This window comes from Sphingomonas sp. AP28 (genome assembly GCF_056680455.1).
Map to the genome: position 1 here is coordinate 2,818,679 of NZ_CM155283.1, position 17,816 is coordinate 2,836,494.

The window sequence follows — 17,816 nt, forward strand, 5'->3', positions numbered from 1 at the left end:
TTACGCGGCGCTGGCGGTCCGCCACGCTTGCGCGATCTCGTCGAGCATGTCGGCGGAGTCGCGGAACGGCTGTGGGTCGTGGCCGAGCGAGGCGTTGATCACGGTTTTCCGCGCGCCGCCATATAGTCGCGCGAGCGTTTCCGAGACCTGGCCGCCTTTCTCGAAGTCGAGTCCCGCTTCGAGTGCGAACAGGATCGCGGTGGCGCGCGTGATCCGCTCGCTCTTGATCGCGAACTTGCGCTTTTCGCAGGCCCATGCGGCAGCGCGCAGCGCGGCGACCAGTTCCTTGTAGAGCAATTGGACGAGTGCAGGGCCGTCCGCCGTAGCGGTCTGGCCGACCGCGTCGATCTGGCGATAGGTCGCGAACGGGTCGCGCATCAACGTGCTGGCGTAGGTCACGAATCCTTGTTCCACGCGGCAATCTGGTTGGTGAGGAAGGTCTGCGTCGATTTATACGCCGACACGCGCGAATTCATGCTCGCATATTGCTGCGTCAGGCGCGTGGTCAGCTGCGCGGACTGGTCGGTGACCTTGTCCTGCTGCTTGGCGACATCGGCCTCCGCCGCGGTGTAGCGCACGGTCGATGCGCCGAGACCGGTCACCGTGCTGGTCGCGCTGGTGGTCAGCGCCGTCAACGTCGCGGACAGGCCGAGCGCGTTGGTGCCCGACGGCGCGAACATCGCCTCGACGGTGTCGGGGTTCGCCGCAAGCTGTTTGGCGAGTAGCGCCGAATCGACCCGCAGAGTCCCATCGGTGTTGGTGGCGACGCCGATCTCCGACAGCGACCGCGGAAGTCCGGCGATCGCGCCACCGACCAGCGGCTTCGACACTAGGGCCTGCAACGACCGCAGCAGCGATTTCGCGGCGGGATCCGCGCGAAGGTTGCCGGTGATCGGATCGGTCTGTTCTGTGATTGTCTTCAGGACCTCGTTATAGGTCGTGACGACATCGTTGACCGCTTGCGTCAGCGCGTCGGTCGGGGGCGTGCTGGTAAGCGAAACGGGGACGGTGGATATGCCGTTGAGCTGGAGCGTCACGCCGGTCACCAGGTCGCTGACGGTGTTGCCCGGGCGCTCGACGGCGATCCCGTCGACGGTCAGCTGTGCGTTCTGCGCGGTGGAGACGAGGCTGGTCTTCGTCGCCGTGCTGCCGCCGATGTCGAGCGCGTCGCCCTTCTCTCCCTTAAGCGTGAAGGCGTTGGCGCTGCCGGTCGCGCCCTTGACCGAGAGATACGCGCCGCCGTTCGCGTCGGTCACGACCGAGGCGGTGACGCCGGTCTTAGACGCGTTAATACCTGCGGCGATCGCGTCGATGCTGCCGTCGCCGACGTCGATCGCCGTGTCCTTGCCGCCGATGGTCAGCGTTAGCGCACCGGTGTCCAGCGATTTGGTGCGATCCGCCGCGGCGACCGGTGTCGTCGTCCGCGCAACTTGTCCCGCGGCGAGGCGCGTCACCGTGATGCTGGACGACAGCCCCGACAATTTGGCACCCGACTGCGCGGTGGCCGACAGGATTGCAGCGTTCGAGCTGGCCGGCTGGGTCTGCAGGCTGCCGCCTTTCACCAGATTGGCGAGCGCGGTCGAAAAGCCGGTCATCGTGCTCTTGAGCGTACCGACGCCCGAGATCTGCGCGGTGATCGTGTCGGACTTGGTCTTCAACGCGGCCGTCCGCGCGGCGAACTGCGCGGAGACGAGCGAGGTGACCAACGTGCCGGTATCGACGCCGGAGCCCGCGCTCAGCCCCTTCAGCAGTGCCTGGGTCGCGTCGTTGACGGCATTTTGCGCGGTAGGAGTGGGTGTCGGTGTCGGCGTGGCGGTCGTGCTGGTGGTCGAAGTTACCATCGTGAAATCCCTGCACGTGCGCGCTCGTCTGTTAGAACGGCCATGCGGCGCGAATGTTTAGGCCTGTTTCATGCCGTTTTCGTCGAAACGCGCATCCTTCGGCACGGTGACGAAGGGCTGGACTCCCGGCGTGGTCCCGCCCGCCGCCGCGTTCAGCCCGAACACGAACGCCAGCACGGTCGCGATCGCCGTGTACAGGTCGTCGCGGACCTCTTGCCCCTCCTTGCTCGTGTAATAGACCGCACGCGCAAGCGTCGGATATTCGAGGATCGGCACGCGGCCTTCGCCAGCGAGTTCGCGGATCGCTAGTGCGGTCGCGCCGCGGCCCTTGGCGACCACCACCGGCACCTGGTCCTTGCCGCGATCATAGCGCAGCGCCACCGCGAAGTGCGTCGGGTTGGTAAGAACGACATGTGCCTCCGCGACCGATTTGCGCAGGCCGCCGCTCGCCATCGCCCGCATCTTGGCGCGCATCTGGCCCTTCGCCTCGCCATTGCCCTCGGTCGACTTGTGCTCGTCTTTCACCTCCTGCTTCGACATCCGCATCTTGCCCAGCCGGCGGATGATCTGGATCGGCAGATCGATGCCGGCGATCGCGCACAGCCCGAACGCCATCGCGATCAGGATGCCCTTGAAGATCCCGCCAAGCGTCGACAGTGCCTGGTTGAGATCGGCGGACGAGGCGAGCCCCATCGTCGAATGGGCGGCGTTCCACAGCATCCAACCGCCGATCGTGCCGAGCAGGATCACCTTCAGCAACGACTTGCCGAGCTCGATCCAGCCGTTCGCTCCGAAAATTCGCTTGAGTCCTGCCGCCGGGTCGACGCGGCTGTATTTGGGCGCGAGCAAGCCGCCGTTGAAGCCGAGCGAGCCGAGCCCCGCCTGGCTGAGGATCGCGGCGCCGATGCTGACGATGAACAGCGTGACGAGCGAGGGCGCGAGCTTGCCGCCTGCTTCCATCAGCGGCCGCCAGGGGGAGAAATCCTCGACGTCGGCGTGGGTGAACTGGAAGCTCGAGCTCATGATCGCCTTGCACGCGGTGATTAAAGTCGGCCCTGCGTAGATCAGCCAGGCGACCCCGGCGAGCATGCTCAAAGCGGTCGCGAAATCGCGCGATTTGAGGATGTCGCCCTTCTCGACCGCATCCTTCTTGCGCTTGGCGGTTGGTGCTTCTGTCTTTTCGCCCGAATCCTCAGACATCAGCCAAGAACCAGGTTTTCGGTTGCGGCGAGGCCTTCGCGGACGATGACGAGCATGTAATCGCCCATCGTCGGGAACGCGATCGCCAGCGTGACGACGCCGACCGCGAGGCTGGCGGGAAGGCCGACCGCAAACAGGTTGAGCGAGGGCGCGGCGCGGCTCAACATGCCGACGACGATATTGAGGCAGAGCAGCAGGAAGCCGACCGGGAGCGCAAGCAGCAGTCCGGCGAGGAACGCATAGCCCCCGAAGAACGCGATCGCCTTCAGCCGCTCGACGCCGATCCACGCGGCGCCGGGGGGGAGCACGTCGTAGCTCTTCACGAGCAGGTCGATCAGGATCAGGTGGCCGTCGACCGACAGGAACAGCAGCGTCAGCATGATCGAGAAGAACTGGCCGAGCGCGGGGGAGGACTTGCCGTTCTGCGGATCGACCGAGGACGCGAAACCGAGCCCCATCGCGCCGCCGATCACCTCGGCCGCGATCATCGGCGCGGCGAACGCGATCTGAAGCACGAAGCCGAGCGCAAGGCCGACGAGTGCCTCGGCGGCGGCGGAGAGGATCGTGGTGACCGCGAAGATGTTCTGCGGCGGGACGATAGGGTGCGCGGCAAGCACGAGGAACCCAATCGCGCCAGACAGCGTGACGCGCACGGTGAGCGGGACCGAGACATTGCCAAACACCGGCGCGGCGATGAACGTCGCACCGATGCGGATCATCACGAATACCAGCGCCCACAACTGCGGCTCGATCGACAGCCCGAAGCCCAGCATCAGTAAGTTCCCCTCCCGCTTGCGGGAGGGGTTAGGGGAGGGCGCGACGTACGTACCGGCGTCCGGTCGGTGGGGCACACCCCTCCCCCGACCCCTCCCGCAAGCGGAAGGGGAGCAGCAAGTGCGGTCACTTCACCAAGTCCGGAATGCGCTCGAAGATCCCGATCGTGAAATCGCTCAGCAGCCCCAGGATCAGGCTCCCGAAGATGAGGATCGACACCGCGACCACGACCAGCTTGGGCACGAACGATAACGTCTGCTCGTTGATCGACGTCGCCGCCTGGATCATCCCAAGGATCAGTCCCGCCAGCAGCGCCGGGATCAGGATCGGCGCACTGGCAAGCGCCAGCACCCACATCGTCTGGTTGGCGACGGTCAGGAAATATTGCGCGTCCATGCTCTCAGGTCGCAAACGAGTTGGCGAGGCTGCCCATCGTCAGCGCCCACCCATCGACCAGCACGAACAGCAGCAACTTGAACGGCATCGAGATGATCGTCGGCGACAGCATCGCCATGCCGAGCGACATCAGCACGGTCGCTACGACCAGATCGATGACGATGAACGGCAGGAAGATCAGGAAGCCGATCTGAAACGCGGTCTTCAGCTCGGACGTGACGAACGCCGGCAGCAGCACCGAGAAGGGGATGTCGGTCGGCGTCGCATAGGGGCCGGATTTCGCGATCTGCGCAAACATAGTGACGTCCTTGATCCGCGTCTGCTTGACCATGAACGCATGCAGCGGGACGCCGGCTGTCGTGATCATCTGCGTGCCGGGGAGCTGCCCGGCGGCATAGGGCTGGATCGCGGTCGTGTTGATCTGGCTGATCGTCGGCGCCATGATGAAGAAGCTCAGGAACAGCGACAGCCCGAGCAGCACCTGGTTCGGCGGCGTCTGTTGCAGCCCGAGCGCCTGGCGCAGGATCGCGAGCACGATGATGATCCGCGTGAAGCTGGTCATCATCAGCAGGATGCCCGGCAGGACCGTGAGCAGCCCCATGATGATGAGGACTTGCAGGCTGAGCGAGAGCGAGCCGCTCTGGCCGGTATTGCCCGCAGCCTGTCCGCCGAGCTGGCCGAGCGCGCGATCGACCGCGTCGCCGACGGCGGGGTTGGTCGGGGCGGGGACGCCTTGCGCGAAGGCGGGCATTGCGAGGAAGAGGGCGAGCAGCAGTGCGAGCCCTATCCACACTAAACTGTTTCCCCGCGAACGCGGGGATCCAGGATTACGGAGCGCCCCGTTGGTGGCTCCTGGATTCCCGCGTTCGCGGGAAAACAGGGAGGGTTTGGGAGCGAGGAAGAGCGACGGACCCGAGCCTTTCCGCGTCACCGTCGGACGAGCGACCGCGCTCATGCGTCGACCTTGTCGATCAGGTGCACGCCGCCACGGCCGACCGAAACCAGCAGCCGACGGCCTTCGAAATCGATCACCGCGAGGCGCAGGCCCGGCGAGATCATCATCGTTTCCTTGACGCCGATCAGCCGCGTCGAGGGTTTGCCCGGGATCCGGCTCTCGAACTTGCGCCACAGGTACAGGCACCCGAACATCAGTCCGCACACCAGCGGGAGCAGGATGACGAGCTTGAGGATATAGGTCCAGAGCATCGGGGTCAGCCGCGCTTGTCTGGCGACACGAGCTCGGTCATCCGCACGCCGAAGCGCTCGCCGACCGTCACCACTTCGCCGCGCCCGATCAGCGTGCCGTTGACGAATACGTCGAGCAGCTCGTTGGCCTGGCGATCGAGCTCGATCACGCTGGATTCGCCTAGCGCCAGCAACTCGCGCAAGGTCAGGCTGGTCGAGCCGATCTCGACGGTCAGCTTGACGTCGACATCCTGGAGCAGCCGGAAATTGGCGGCCACGGCGGCGTCGACTGGGAAGCCTCCGGTCATGTCGTTCATGCTGCAAATCCTTCGTCGAAACTGGTAATCGAGGTGAGTTGGATGGCGGCGAAGCCGTTCGATGTGCCGACTGTGCCGCAGCCGAGCCGGTTGTTGCCGACCATCACCGGCACGTCGCCCGAGATGGTGATCGGGATCACGTCGCCGGGCTTGAGGTCCATCAGCATGGTCAGCTTGACGACCGGCTCGGCGAGTACCGAGCGGATCGGGAAGCGCACGTTCATCGCCGCCCGCGTCAGTTCGGTGCGCCACGCCGGATCGGGCTCGGCCGACTTGCCGACGACCTTCGCGGTAAGGGACGGCGCATGCGGTTTCAGCGCAGAGACGGGGTAGACCAGATCAAGGAACACAGGCTTCGCGGTGCCTGCCGCGATGCCGAAGCGCGTGACGATCATCGCGTCCTCGCCATCGAGATCGGCGATCATCGCCGGGTTCACCTCGACGCGGGTCGGCAGGAAGTCGAACCGTGCCATCGGCTCCCACGCGGTCTTCAGCGGCGCGGCGATCATCTGGCCGATCCGCGCGACCATCGCCTCGGCGGCGGGCGAGAACTCGGTCGGCAACGTATGCGGCGCGGCACCGGTGCCGCCGAAGAACATGTCGAGCATCTCGAGCACGAACTTGCCGTCCATGATGCACAGCGCCTGCGCCATGCCCGGCGTCATGATCAGCGGCAGCCACGCGGTCAGCGCATCGCTGCGCTCGGCGCGGTAATCGGTGAAGCGCTGGACCACCAGCGGCTCGGCCCAGCAGCGGACTTCCTGGCGGAGCAACGGCTCGAACACGCCGCGCAGGCCGCGCGCAAATCGCGCCGAGAGATGCTGCAACGAATGCAGGTCGCCGAACGGATTGAGCTTGGCCCCGCCGAGCACGCCCTGATGCAGCACGCCGTCCTTGGGCGCGCCGGAGCGGTCCCTGTCGCGTCGCTCGCGTGTCTTTGCTGAGGCCTCGTTAACCATGCCTCACTGAACAACGAAACTGGTAAAGTAAACGTTACCGATGCCGCCGAAGCCTTCCTTCTGCTTGAGCGTATCGTTGATCGCTTTCGCCAACCGGACCTGCAACTGACGCTTGCCGTCGCTGCTCATCACCTGCTCCTCGGTGGTATCGCCGAGCGCCATCAGGATCGCCGAACGGACCGCGATGTCGTTAGTTTTCAGGTTGGTGATGACGGTGTCGTCGTACGGCGTGGCGACCGCGATGCCGACCTGGACGAAGTGCACCGAGTCCTGGAGATTCGAGGTGAAATCCTTCTCCATCGGGTAGTAGGTCGAGGCATATTTGTCGCCGCCCTGCCCTGCGGGGGGCTTCATGCCGTGGTTTTCGGGCGCTGCTTCGTCGCCGCCATGACCACCGCCTTCACCGCCTTCGGTCGCGTGCTTCTGTTCGCTTTTGGGCACGAGCTTGGGCTTGCCGTCCTCGGCTTCGGCTGAGTGACCACCACCGCCAAGCAGCCCGGCATTGGACGCATAGACGCCCGCACCGACGCCACCGCCGACCAGCACCATCAGTGCGACGCCGCCGATCAGGATCGTCTTCATCTTGCCCTTCTTCTTGGGCGCGGCGGCGTCGGGATTATCTTTTTTGTCGCTCATGGTTCGTGGTCCTCTGGATCAAGCGATTCGAATGTCGTCGGGCGTGTCCGCGATCACGGTCGAGACCGGCGCGGGGCGATTCGGGGTTCGTGGCGTCGCGGGCGCGCGCTGCTGATGCGCGCTACCCTCACCGAGCGACCCTTGCGAAAGCTTCAACCCGCGCGCTTCTGCGAGTTCGGCGAGCCGCGGTTGCGCATCCGCCAGCAAGGTTCGCGTCGCAGTCTGCTCGGCGTTGAAGTGCACGCGCACGGTGTCGCCCTCCGTCTTCACCGAAACGTCGATCGCGCCGAGCGCATCGGGAACGAGGCGGATGCGCGTGTCGACCGCATCGGCGGCGTCGCGCAACATCTCGATCCGCTCGATCATCGCGTGCGGCCAGCGCTCCTGGCGCATGTCCAGTGGTGCCTGCTGCGCATCGGCAATCTTGATCTCGTGCGCCGTGGTCGCGCCGACCGGGGTCAGCGGCGTATAGGCTGGAGTGGGCGTGTCGGGCTCCTCGCGCGTCTTCGTCGCGGCCTGGATCGCCGCGCCGAACACCATCGCAGCCGAGGCGACCGTACCGGGCTGTGGCTGGACGATATCCGGTTGGAAGACGGCGAGTGCGACTGGCGTGGCCGGTATAGTCCACCGCGAGATATCGGTAGGTAGGATGTCGATCTGCGTCGGCGCGGGACGCCGAGCCGCGGCCGACACGGGCGGTATCACAGCCACGATGGCAGCAGCTAGGCGCTCGATAGGGGCGCCGGACGGATGCAGTGGCGCAGGCAATGGTGCAACGGGCGGGGAAGCGAAGGACTGCTGCAGAGCCGTGTGAGGTAAGGACGAAGCCGGCAGGGACGGCGCGGGTAGAGAAGACGCGGTCAACGATGGAGCGGGGTGGGGTGTAGCGAGCAGAGAGGCCGCCGCGACGGGTGGCCGCCCGCTCGTCGCATTGCCTACGACCGTCGCCATACTAGAAATTGTCGCAAGACCTGGTGCGTTGGACGGCGGCACAGTGGTCGGCAGACGTTCAACGCTCGACGCGTTTCCAGCCGTGACGTTCAAGTTTTGGACCGTCGTCGGAGAGGGCGCAGGCGAGGGCACAACGATCGGCTGCCACACGAACGCAGGATCTGGCGCGATCTGCGGAAGCGGCAACGCATTGCCGGTCGCGGCGTCGTCCTGCCGGGTATCGTCCTCGGTGACAGGCGGAGACGTTTCTAGCTCCGCTCCGTCGCCGGCTTGTGCGAAAGCCTCCGCGAAATCTCCCGTTTCGCCCGCAGCGTTCGCCGATGATGCGCGCGGATGCAGGGGAACGGCACGGGAAAGGACGGCAGTCTGGATCATTCTGGCACTCGCGTTCAGGCGTCTGGCCCTTACTCAGCAAGGATCGTGCCGAACTCTCCGGAACGCCGGCGCGTCTTCCATCGCGCGAATGGCCTTCAGCACCGCATCGGCGTCGACGCGCGCGAGCAGCTTCTCGACTGCGCTCTGGTCGCGCTTGGCGGCGCGCGTTGCCTCGGCGGCGCGTTCGACGTGATATCCAGCGGCCTGCACCCGCTCGACGGCGGCGTTGGCGGATTGTTGCAAGCGGTCGCGGTAGTGCGCGGCGGCGCCGAGCGACACGGCGACCTGCGTTTCGTGGACCGGCGCGACCGCTTCGGCAAGCAGCGCGATACGGCCCGACAACGCCTGTTCGCTGGCGAACTTGTCGTGCGCACGCGCTTCGTCGGCGCGGGTCAGGCCGAGCTGGAGCGTGCGGACGCGGTGGATGCGTGCCAGCGTCTTGCCGCGTGCATCCGCCATCTCAGCCGCCGAACACGCCGGTCAACTCAGCAACCGCGTCGTTCAGCGAGACGTTCTCATCGGCGTCCTGACGGATATATTCCATGACCGCCGGATGGCACGCGATCGCCGCGTCGATCGCGGGATCGGCGCCGTGGCGGTATGCGCCCATCAGGACGAGATCGCGGTTTTCCTCGTAGGTGGCGAGGTGACGACGAAGCGTCCGTGCGGCCTTGGCGTGGTGCGCGGGCACGATGTCGGTCATCACGCGACTGACCGACGGACCGATGTCGATCGCGGGATAGACGCCGCGCTCGGCGAGGTGGCGGTTGAGGACGATGTGGCCGTCGAGGATCGAGCGGGCCGAGTCGACCACCGGATCGTTGCCGTCGTCGCCGTCCGCGAGCACCGTATAGATCGCGGTGATCGAGCCGCCGGTGTGGACGTCGACGCCCGCACGTTCGATGAGATTGGGCAGCATCGCGATAGCGCTGGGTGGATATCCGCGCGCGGACGCTGGCTCGCCGAGCGCGAGGCCGATCTCGCGACCGGCATGGGCTACGCGGGTCAGCGAATCCATGATCAGGAGGACCTTCTTGCCTTCATCGCGGAAGGATTCGGCGATCGCATGTGACCGTAGCGCGCCGCGGATACGGAGGACGGGGGAGTGGTTGGCGGGGACGGCCACGACCACCGAGCGCTTGCGCGCTGCGCCTGCCACCTTGGTTTCAAGGAAGTCGGCGACTTCGCGTGAACGTTCGCCGATCAGGCCGATCACGATCACGTCGGCCTGCGCCGCGCGGACGATCATGCCAAGCAGCACCGACTTGCCGACACCCGAGCCCGCCATGATGCCGACGCGCTGGCCTTGGCCAATCGTCAGCAGGCCGTTGATCGCGCGCACGCCGACGTCGAGCGGTTCGAGCACGCGGCCACGATCGAGCGGCGACTGGAGCTTGCCCGCGAGCGGCCAGCGCCCGGCGCCGCGGATCGGGCCGAGGCCGTCGATCGGCTTGCCGGCGCCATCGACGACGCGACCAAGCATGGCCGCACCGACTTCGGCCTCGCCCGGCGCGCCGATCGGCTTGACCGGTGCGCGCGGAAGAAGGGCCGCGGGGCCGCCGAGGTTCATCATCAACGTCCGGCCGTTGCGGAAGCCGATGACTTCGGCCTCGACGCTCGCCGCGCCTTCGCCGACTTGGCAGACAGTGCCGACGGGCAGCGTGAGGCCGACCGCTTCCATGAGCAGCCCGTCGAACGAGGCGAGGCGGCCGGACACCTTTGGCTTGGCGACGAAGTCGGCGTTGGACAGGGTTTCGAGATAGTCGGCCGTGAATCGGTTCAGCATCAGCGAGGCACCGGCACGCGGTCGATCGCCTGCGCGAGCTGGTCCAGCCACAATTCCGGACCATCCTCGACGATCGTCGAGGCGCTTTCGAGCACGAAGCTGCCGCGTGCGACGTTCGGATCGCCGGCTGCGAAGATCGATTTGGGCAGGCGGCCTTCGAGCAACGCGACGTCGTCTGGATGAACGCGGAGCAACGCGGATTCGGCGGCATCCGACAGGAGTTCGGCGGCGGTCTCGATCCTACCGGCGAGGACATCGGGCGCGATGCCGACGTCGCCGACCAGCTTGGCGACCAGGAAGAGGACGGTCTGGCGGAGTTGCGTGGCGATCCGGTCGCGGTCGAACCGATCGCCACCGAGCACGTCGGCGAGATCGCCGAGCAGAGCGCCGTCGCGTGCGGCAGTCTCCTGTGCGGCGGCAGCCGCGGCAGCGAGGCCCTCCGCATAGCCGGCGGCGTGCGCGTCGGCGAGTGGATCGATGAACGACGATTCGCTGACCGGATCGAGCGGATCCCAGCCGGCGGTCGGGTTCGCGTCCTTGTCGGCCGGGCTGAAGTGGCGTGGGGTGCTTGGCTCCGAAGAGAAGTTCGGAGACGCGAAGTTCGCGGGACGCACCGTCGCGCGTTCGCGAATGTCCGCCGCTGCGAACCCCGACGGCGGTGCGAATGCGCTCGCCAGGACGTTCGCCGTCGTGGTGTGGCGCGACGCGAAGCCCGCGGTGAAGCCGTTAGACATAATCGTCTTCCCCCCCGCCCATCTGGATCGTGCCGTCCTTCGCCAGCCCGCGCGCGATCGCGATCATCGCCTTCTGCGCTTCGAGCACTTCGACGAGCTTCATCGGCCCGCGCGCTTCCATCTCGTCGCGGATACCATCGGCGGCACGCGCCGACATGCAGCCGAGGAAACGGTTGCGGATCGTCTCGTCGACGCCCTTCAAGGACTTGGTCAGGATCTCGCTGTCGACGTTGCGGATCAGCGTACCCAGGTTCTTGTCGTCGAGCGCGAGCAGGTTATCGAAGACGAACATCGCCTCCTCGATCGCCTTCGCCACTTCGCGGTCGATCTTGAACAGCTTCGGCATGACGCGCTGTTCGGTCGCCTTGCGCGCGCCGGACAGGATCTTGGCCGCCTCGCGGGTGCCGCCGAGCGTGACGCCGGCGCCGGACGACGGCGTGCTGGTGCGATTGGCGAGCAGCGTGCGCAGCGTATCGACCGCCTCGGGCGTGATCGGCCCCAGCCGTGCGATGCGGTGGAGGATGTCGGGCTGGACCGCGTCGGGCAGCAGCTCGAGTACCTGGCCGCCGATCGCCGCGTCGAGATTGGCGATCAGCACGGCGGCGATCTGCGGATGTTCCTTCTCGATCATCGCTGCGATCTCGGGCGCGTCGAGCCAGTCGAGCAGTTCGAGTTCGCAGGCCGCCTCGGCAGGCGTGATCCGGGCGAGCACGCTCTCGGCTTTCTCGGGGCCGAGCGCGCGGTTCATCACCGCCTCGATCTGCGGGCGCGGGTCGAAGCCGATCGCGGTGCGCTCGCGGGCGCGACCGACGAAATCGTCGAGCACGTCCTCGACTTCCTGCTCCGACACGTCGGCGACCTTGAACATCGCTGCACCGAGCTGGCGGACTTCTTCGGGCTCGAGCTTCTGAAGGATGGCCGCGGCCTCCTCCTCGCCGACGAGCATCATCAGCACCGCGGCGCGCTCGACGCCGGTATAAGTCCTGATCGCGACTTCGCTCACTTCCCGTCGGCCTTGATCATGTCGCGCACCGCCAGGGCTGCGCGCGTGGGATTGTCGCGGGTGAAGCCGCGCACCGCACCGATCCGGTCGTCATAGCCGCGTGTGTTCTCGAGCTGGTCGAGGCTCACGGGGGCTGCGACCGCCATGCCGTCGCCGCTCGCCGCGCCGATCGGCTGACCTAGTGCAGGACGCGTGCCGGCATCGTCGCGCTTCTTCATCAGCGCCTTGGCGATCGGGCGGACGCCGAGCAACAGCACCAGCAGCGCGATCAGGATTGCCGTCCCGTTGCGCGCGAGTACCGGCAGCCACGCATTGTCGTACCACGCGGGGCCGGCGGCGGCATCGGTGGCGCCCGCGAACTTGCGGCTGATGACCGTGACGTTGTCGTTGCGCGCCTGGTCGAAGCCGACCGCACTCTTCACGAGATCGCTGATCTGGTTGATCTCCATCGCGGTGCGGCGGCCCTTTTCGGGATCGCGGAGCAGGACGGCGACCGACAAGCGCTTGACCCCACCCGGCGTTGCGCGCGTGACCGACACTTCGCGGCCGAGGTCGTAGGCGCGCTGATACTGGTCGGACTGCTTCATCGCGTCGGGGGCCGCACCTCCGGCAACCGGCTGCACTGTGCCGGGATTGCCGGTCGCGGCTTGTGGCGCCGACAAGGTGCTGGCAGCAGGCGGCGTGTTGCTCAGTGCGCCCGGAATACCGCCGGGAGCAGCGCCAGCACCGTCCTTCTGGTTACCGGTCCAGTTACCCGTCTCGGCGCGCAATACGCCCTGCTTCTCATAGCTTTCGCGCGTCGCCTGGCTCTCGTCCAGATTGACGTCGGCCTGCACCTCCGCGGTGAAATTGCCCGCGCCTACGAGCGGTGTGAGCAGGGCGATCAGCTGGGTGCGATACTTGTCCTCGACGCGGCGCTGGATATCGATCCGCGCGTCGCTGGCCGCACCCGCGCCGTCATTGCCGCCGCCCTTGGTGAGCAGTGCGCCCATCTGGTCGACGATCGTCACCGCCTCGGGCTTCATCCCCGGAACCGACGAGGCGACGAGGTTGATGATCGAGCTGACCTGCGCATCGCTCAGCGAACGGCCGCCCTGAAGCTTCAGGATCACCGAGGCGGAGGGCGCGGCGTTGTCGCGGACGAACACGGAGGCTTCGGGCATCGCGAGATGCACGCGCGCCTCGGCGACCGCGTCGATCTCCTCGATCGACTTCGCCATCTCGGATTCACGCGCCTGGCGGAGGCGTTCGCCTTCCACGGCGCGCGACACGCCCATCGGTAGCTGGTCGAGGATCGCGTAACCGCCTGGCGCTGCTTTGGGCAGGCCTTGGCCGGCGAGCAGCATCTTGGCGCGGCTGTAATCGTCCTCGCCGACGGTCAGCGCGCCGGTGCCCTCGTCGATATGGCTCTTGATGTTGGCCGTCGTCAGCGCGGACGTGACCGCAGCCTTGTCGGAATCGGGTAGGCCGCTGAACAGCGTCTTCTGCGTCGGCGTCGACAGGCTCATCCACGCGAGCGCGGCGGCCGCAATGAGGCCGACCATCAGCGCCATCGGCAACGAGCGACGGACCGCGGGCTGCGCGAACGCGCCCTTGATCTGCTGGAGGGGATTGGCGAACCGTTCGGTGCCGCCGGATGATGTGGGGATGAGTGCGGTGCTCATGTCAGACCGGCATGCTCATGATATCCTTGTAGGCGGACAGCAGCTTGTTACGGACCTGCAACGTCGCCTCGAACCCGACCGACGCCTGCTGGCGGGCGAGCATCACTTTCGCGATGTCGACCGTCTCGCCGCGCTCATAGCTTTCGCTGAGCTTGGCAGCCTGGGTCTGGCCGTCGTTGACGCTCTTCAGCGCGGTTTCCATCGAGTCTGCAAAGCTGGTCGGCTTGACCGTCTCGGTCGGCGAGACGTTCCCCGCCGCCCCAGCACGCGAAAGCGCCTGGTTGCGCTCGAGTATCTGCGAGCGCAGCGCCATCACGCGGTCGACGCTCATCGCGCCGCCGCCAATGCCTGAGACGCCGCTCATGCCGAGGCCGCCCAGTTATGGACGCTGCCGATGTCGTCACCCTGTTCGCGCGCCTTGGCGAGGCGGTAGCGCAGCGTGCGTTCGGAAATGCCGAGGCGTTTCGCGGTCTCGATCCGGCTGCCGTTGCATGCCTTGAGAGTCTCGCGGATCGCCGCGAACTCGCTCATTTGGACGATGTTGCCGAGCGTCTCTGGCTCCGCAGGCGGTGCGACCGGTGCGATCGGCGTCACCACCGCGGTACGCTGGAACGTCATCGTCACCGGGCGGTCGAACACAATGTGGTTCGCCTCGATCGTATCGCCGCCGCAGAACAGCAGCGCGCGCTGGATCACGTTCTCCAGCTCGCGGACGTTGCCCGGCCAGTCGTGCAGCATCAGCTGCTCGATCGCTGCGTGGCTCGGCCAGGGAATGGCGTTGCGGTTGCCGGCATGACGCAGGATCAGCGTCGCCGCGAGCGCGGGGATGTCCTGCGGGCGCTCGGCCAGCGACTTGGTCGCGAGCGGGAACACGGCGAGGCGGTAATAGAGATCGGCGCGGAACCGGCCAGCAGCGACTTCGGCGTGAAGATCTCGGTTGGCGCAGGCGATGACGCGAACGTCGATCGGCTGCGGCACCGACGCACCGAGCGGCACGACTTCGCGCTCCTGCAACACGCGCAGCAGTTTCGCCTGCAATTGCAGCGGCATCTCGGCGATTTCGTCCAACAAGATCGTGCCGCCGTTCGCCGCGCGGAAGAACCCGTCGCCGCCCGACGACGCGCCGGTGAACGCGCCCTTCTGGTGACCGAACAGCAAAGCTTCGAGCATCGATTCGGGGAGCGCAGCGCAGTTGATCGCGATGAACGGCTTGTCCTTGCGGGCGGAGCCGTTGTGGATGGCGCGGGCGAGGACTTCTTTTCCGGTGCCGGTCGGGCCGTTGATCAGCACGGTGATGTCGGCAGCGGCAACGCGCTCAGCCAAGGCGAGCAGCGCAAGCGATTCCGGGTCGGCGGCGGTCGGCATGTCGGCGCCACCGATTAGGGCACGCGCAAAACCGTTGCCGACCGCGGTATCCTCGGCGGCAAAGCTGATCCGTGCGGGAGAGCCATCGCGCGACGGGGTCACTTTGCGCCCTTCGCAACCGATCACCACGGTGCAGGCAGGGGCGGTGATGCCTTCGCCGTCCGCGACGAGAAACAGGTCGTTCGCGCCGGGCTGGCCGGTTTCGAACGATCCCACGCCAAAGCCCTGCGCACGCAGCGACGAGACGAGCGCGTATTTACGCGAAGTAACTGCAGCTGATGGAAAAATCGAACGCATGCTGTTCCCCTTGGACGATTCGTCAGATGCCCCAGGGGTGGTAAACGTGCGGTTAAACGGTGCCGGGGAACGGCAGAATATTTCCGGGCGCGTTCGTGCGTACACGTAGCCGCGCCCACCACGCACATGCCCGCGCACGCGCGAGAGCCGAATTTTTTCCTAAAGCTCGGTTCGGGGCGGCCGTTACTCACTTCGACGGCACGGGGTTTTCGCCATGGGGGCGGCGCGGATCGTCGGAACATTTACGGAGATTTCGCAATGACTGTCATCGGAACCAACATCACGTCGCTGCGCGCGGCCAATGCCTCAAACGCTGCCAGCAGCGCTCTGTCGACGTCGATGGAGCGCCTGTCGACCGGCAAGCGGATCAACTCGGCCAAGGACGACGCCGCCGGTCTCGCCATCGCCAGCCGGATGACCAGCCAGGTCAAGAGCATGGGCGTCGCCATTCGCAACGCGAACGACGGCATTTCGATGGCGCAGACCGCCGAAGGCGCGCTGGGTGAGGTCACCAACATGCTTCAGCGCATGAAGGAACTCGCCACGCAGTCGGCAACGGGCACGCTGCAGGTGTCGGATCGCAAGTCGCTTCAGGCCGAAATGGACCAGCTGACGGCGGAAGTCTCGAACATCTCGAACACGACCAGCTTCAACGGCGTCAAGCTGCTCGACGGTTCTGCGGGTACCATCAAGCTGCAGACCGGCACGAACAGTGACGAGAAGATCACGATGACGATGGCCAACACCACGACGAAGGCGCTCGGCATCACGCAGACGACCGGGGCCATCGCAGACGGCGCTTCGTTCAATCTGAACAAGCTGTCCGGGGGCCAGACGGCTGCTTTCAACGGCACCGACGTGACCGCGACGACGACCGCCAAGGAAGCCGCGGTTGCGCTGTCGACCGGCAACGTCACCGCTACCGCGACGAACAAGGTCGATATTGCCTACACCGCACCTGCGGGCGCCGCTGCAGCGATCAGCGTTGCAGGGGTGAACGTTACGATCGCAGACGGCAGCGCCGGCAACGACGCCGCGACTGCCATCAACGCGGCTCTTTCCGCGTCAGGCAAGCAGACCGGCATCGTCGCTACGTTCGCTGCTGGCAAGCTGACGCTGACCGCGGCCGCAGGTGAAAACATCAAGCTGCAGACGGCGAACGCTGCTGTTTTCACGGGCGCTAACGATACGCAGGGTGCCCCGATCACTGCTTCGCTTACAACCGGTATCGAGCAAAAGGGCACGGTAACCTTCGACTCGTCGGACAACACGAAGATTTCGGTCAAGGCTGAAGCGTCGACCCTTGCTGCGCTCAACATCAGCGATACGACCGACAAGTCGCTCAACATCACGTCGCAGCAGTCGGCGTCGGACGCCATGGCGCTGATCGACCAGGCGCTCGACAAGGTCACCGCCGGCCGCGGTGGTTTGGGTGCCGTGCAGAACCGCCTCCAGGTGACGGTCAACAACCTGACCACGACCTCGACGAACCTGTCGGATGCCAAGAGCCGTATCGAGGACACCGATTTCTCGGCCGAAACGACCGCGCTTGCCAAGGCCCAGATCCTAAGCCAGGCATCGACCGCGATGCTGAGCCAGGCGAACCAGAGCCAGCAGAGCGTCCTGAAGCTGCTTCAGTAATCCAGACCGGCACCGGCGCCGCCCCCCTAAGGGTGTCGGTGCCGATCGGACCCGCATCGCTTCGCAAGGAGCGGGGGCGGAGGAAACCCCGGTGGCGCAAGCCACCGGGGTTTTTATGTTTGGCGTGAGACTGGTGATGGGACAGGGCCATGGTGCGCCCCAGCTATCGCGGATTACCCCACCGCGCTGACCAGAATTCGAATGCCGAGATTCGACGGCCTGCATGGCGCGAACGCCGGGCTCCTGCGTTCTCTCACCCAGCTAATCATGCTGGAGAATGGATCGTGATCCTGGACGCAATCGACCACCTCGTCTTCAACGTGAGAGACGTCGACGTGTCGGCAAAATGGTATGGGCAGGTTCTGGGCATGATACGCGTCGATACCCCGTCGGATAGCGGAGCGTTGCGTACCAGCATGACGTTCGGGCGGAACAAGATCAATCTGCGGCCGACCGACGTATCGCAGCACGAATGGTTTACCGGCGTGAAGCCGTGCGCGGGTAGCCAGGATCTGTGCTTCCTGACCAGCTCTGCACCGGACGCGGTTGTGGCACATGTCAGGGCGTGTGGGGTCGAGATCGAGGTCGGACCCGTCATCAAGAGTGGTGCGCAGGGGCCGATCCGGTCGGTCTATATGCGCGACCCGGACGGCAATTTGATCGAGGTGTCGTCCTATGCGACCTCGCCCTGA

At 66.1% G+C, this 17,816-nt stretch carries 19 protein-coding genes and 2 pseudogenes; 3 read left to right on the forward strand and 18 right to left on the reverse strand.

The genetic code is table 11. The features are described from left to right. The 18 genes from AC1MH0_RS12965 to AC1MH0_RS13050 all read right to left on the reverse strand — a co-directional run bounded on the left by AC1MH0_RS12965 (position 1) and on the right by AC1MH0_RS13050 (position 15,483). Complete coding sequence (locus AC1MH0_RS12965) at positions 1 to 414, reverse strand: flagellar export chaperone FliS (RefSeq protein WP_335337806.1); 414 nt, start codon at positions 412 to 414, stop codon at positions 1 to 3. Continuing rightward, positions 396 to 1,841 (reverse strand): flagellar filament capping protein FliD, encoded by a 1,446-nt coding sequence (fliD, locus tag AC1MH0_RS12970; protein ID WP_480963124.1) that lies wholly within the window; start codon positions 1,839 to 1,841, stop codon positions 396 to 398. The genes AC1MH0_RS12965 and fliD overlap by 19 nt, the downstream gene beginning before the upstream one ends. Positions 1,842 to 1,898: 57 nt before the next feature. Next, positions 1,899 to 3,041: a flagellar type III secretion system protein FlhB gene (gene flhB / locus AC1MH0_RS12975; protein WP_480963125.1), complete on the reverse strand. Its 1,143-nt coding sequence runs from the start codon at positions 3,039 to 3,041 to the stop codon at positions 1,899 to 1,901. Beyond that, positions 3,041 to 3,814 carry a flagellar biosynthetic protein FliR gene (gene fliR / locus AC1MH0_RS12980; RefSeq protein ID WP_480963126.1) on the reverse strand — a complete coding sequence of 258 codons (774 nt, stop codon included), beginning with the start codon at positions 3,812 to 3,814 and terminating at the stop codon, positions 3,041 to 3,043. The genes flhB and fliR overlap by 1 nt, the downstream gene beginning before the upstream one ends. Positions 3,815 to 3,941: 127 nt before the next feature. After that, positions 3,942 to 4,211 carry a flagellar biosynthesis protein FliQ gene (gene fliQ, locus AC1MH0_RS12985; protein ID WP_055874447.1) on the reverse strand — a complete coding sequence of 90 codons (270 nt, stop codon included), beginning with the start codon at positions 4,209 to 4,211 and terminating at the stop codon, positions 3,942 to 3,944. A 4-nt stretch (positions 4,212 to 4,215) separates the two neighbouring features. After that, positions 4,216 to 4,962 carry a flagellar type III secretion system pore protein FliP gene (gene fliP, locus AC1MH0_RS12990; protein ID WP_480965742.1) on the reverse strand — a complete coding sequence of 249 codons (747 nt, stop codon included), beginning with the start codon at positions 4,960 to 4,962 and terminating at the stop codon, positions 4,216 to 4,218. Positions 4,963 to 5,162: 200 nt separating this feature from the next. Further along, the gene (locus AC1MH0_RS12995) at positions 5,163 to 5,417 is read right to left on the reverse strand and encodes a flagellar biosynthetic protein FliO (RefSeq protein ID WP_056054129.1); all 255 of its coding nucleotides are present in this window, start codon (positions 5,415 to 5,417) and stop codon (positions 5,163 to 5,165) included. Positions 5,418 to 5,422: 5 nt separating this feature from the next. Beyond that, on the reverse strand, positions 5,423 to 5,713 hold the full coding sequence (fliN, locus tag AC1MH0_RS13000) for a flagellar motor switch protein FliN (protein ID WP_056054132.1): 291 nt from the start codon (positions 5,711 to 5,713) through the stop codon (positions 5,423 to 5,425). After that, entirely contained in the window at positions 5,710 to 6,672 is a 963-nt protein-coding gene (locus AC1MH0_RS13005) for a flagellar motor switch protein FliM (protein WP_480963127.1), read from the reverse strand. Before AC1MH0_RS13005 ends, fliN begins: the two co-directional genes overlap by 4 nt. A 3-nt stretch (positions 6,673 to 6,675) precedes the next feature. Next, entirely contained in the window at positions 6,676 to 7,308 is a 633-nt protein-coding gene (locus AC1MH0_RS13010; RefSeq protein ID WP_480963128.1) for a flagellar basal body-associated FliL family protein, read from the reverse strand. Between the two features lie 18 nt (positions 7,309 to 7,326). Further along, positions 7,327 to 8,019, reverse strand: coding sequence for a flagellar hook-length control protein FliK (locus AC1MH0_RS13015; RefSeq protein WP_480963129.1), 693 nt, complete (start codon positions 8,017 to 8,019; stop codon positions 7,327 to 7,329). A 648-nt stretch (positions 8,020 to 8,667) separates the two neighbouring features. Further along, on the reverse strand, positions 8,668 to 9,093 hold the full coding sequence (locus tag AC1MH0_RS13020; protein WP_480963130.1) for a hypothetical protein: 426 nt from the start codon (positions 9,091 to 9,093) through the stop codon (positions 8,668 to 8,670). Between the two features lies 1 nt (position 9,094). Next, on the reverse strand, positions 9,095 to 10,420 hold the full coding sequence (locus tag AC1MH0_RS13025; protein WP_480963131.1) for a FliI/YscN family ATPase: 1,326 nt from the start codon (positions 10,418 to 10,420) through the stop codon (positions 9,095 to 9,097). Continuing rightward, on the reverse strand, positions 10,420 to 11,154 hold the full coding sequence (locus AC1MH0_RS13030; protein WP_480963132.1) for a FliH/SctL family protein: 735 nt from the start codon (positions 11,152 to 11,154) through the stop codon (positions 10,420 to 10,422). The genes AC1MH0_RS13025 and AC1MH0_RS13030 overlap by 1 nt, the downstream gene beginning before the upstream one ends. After that, entirely contained in the window at positions 11,147 to 12,157 is a 1,011-nt protein-coding gene (gene fliG / locus AC1MH0_RS13035; protein WP_480963133.1) for a flagellar motor switch protein FliG, read from the reverse strand. The genes AC1MH0_RS13030 and fliG overlap by 8 nt, the downstream gene beginning before the upstream one ends. After that, complete coding sequence (gene fliF / locus AC1MH0_RS13040; protein ID WP_480963134.1) at positions 12,154 to 13,821, reverse strand: flagellar basal-body MS-ring/collar protein FliF; 1,668 nt, start codon at positions 13,819 to 13,821, stop codon at positions 12,154 to 12,156. Before fliF ends, fliG begins: the two co-directional genes overlap by 4 nt. A 1-nt stretch (position 13,822) precedes the next feature. Then, a complete protein-coding gene (gene fliE / locus AC1MH0_RS13045; protein WP_480963135.1) occupies positions 13,823 to 14,185 on the reverse strand; it encodes a flagellar hook-basal body complex protein FliE in 363 nt (120 codons plus the stop codon). After that, complete coding sequence (locus tag AC1MH0_RS13050; protein WP_480963136.1) at positions 14,182 to 15,483, reverse strand: sigma-54 interaction domain-containing protein; 1,302 nt, start codon at positions 15,481 to 15,483, stop codon at positions 14,182 to 14,184. The genes fliE and AC1MH0_RS13050 overlap by 4 nt, the downstream gene beginning before the upstream one ends. A 258-nt stretch (positions 15,484 to 15,741) precedes the next feature. On the opposite strand from AC1MH0_RS13050, the pseudogene AC1MH0_RS13055 reads away from it, so the two are divergent. The 3 genes and pseudogenes from AC1MH0_RS13055 to AC1MH0_RS13065 form a co-directional block, all read left to right on the forward strand. Continuing rightward, positions 15,742 to 16,149: pseudogene (locus AC1MH0_RS13055) on the forward strand (flagellin N-terminal helical domain-containing protein); the annotation flags it as partial. A gap of 714 nt (positions 16,150 to 16,863) precedes the next feature. Further along, positions 16,864 to 17,124, forward strand: a pseudogene (locus AC1MH0_RS13060) (flagellin); the annotation flags it as partial. A gap of 284 nt (positions 17,125 to 17,408) precedes the next feature. Further along, on the forward strand, positions 17,409 to 17,816 hold the full coding sequence (locus AC1MH0_RS13065) for a VOC family protein (RefSeq protein WP_480963137.1): 408 nt from the start codon (positions 17,409 to 17,411) through the stop codon (positions 17,814 to 17,816).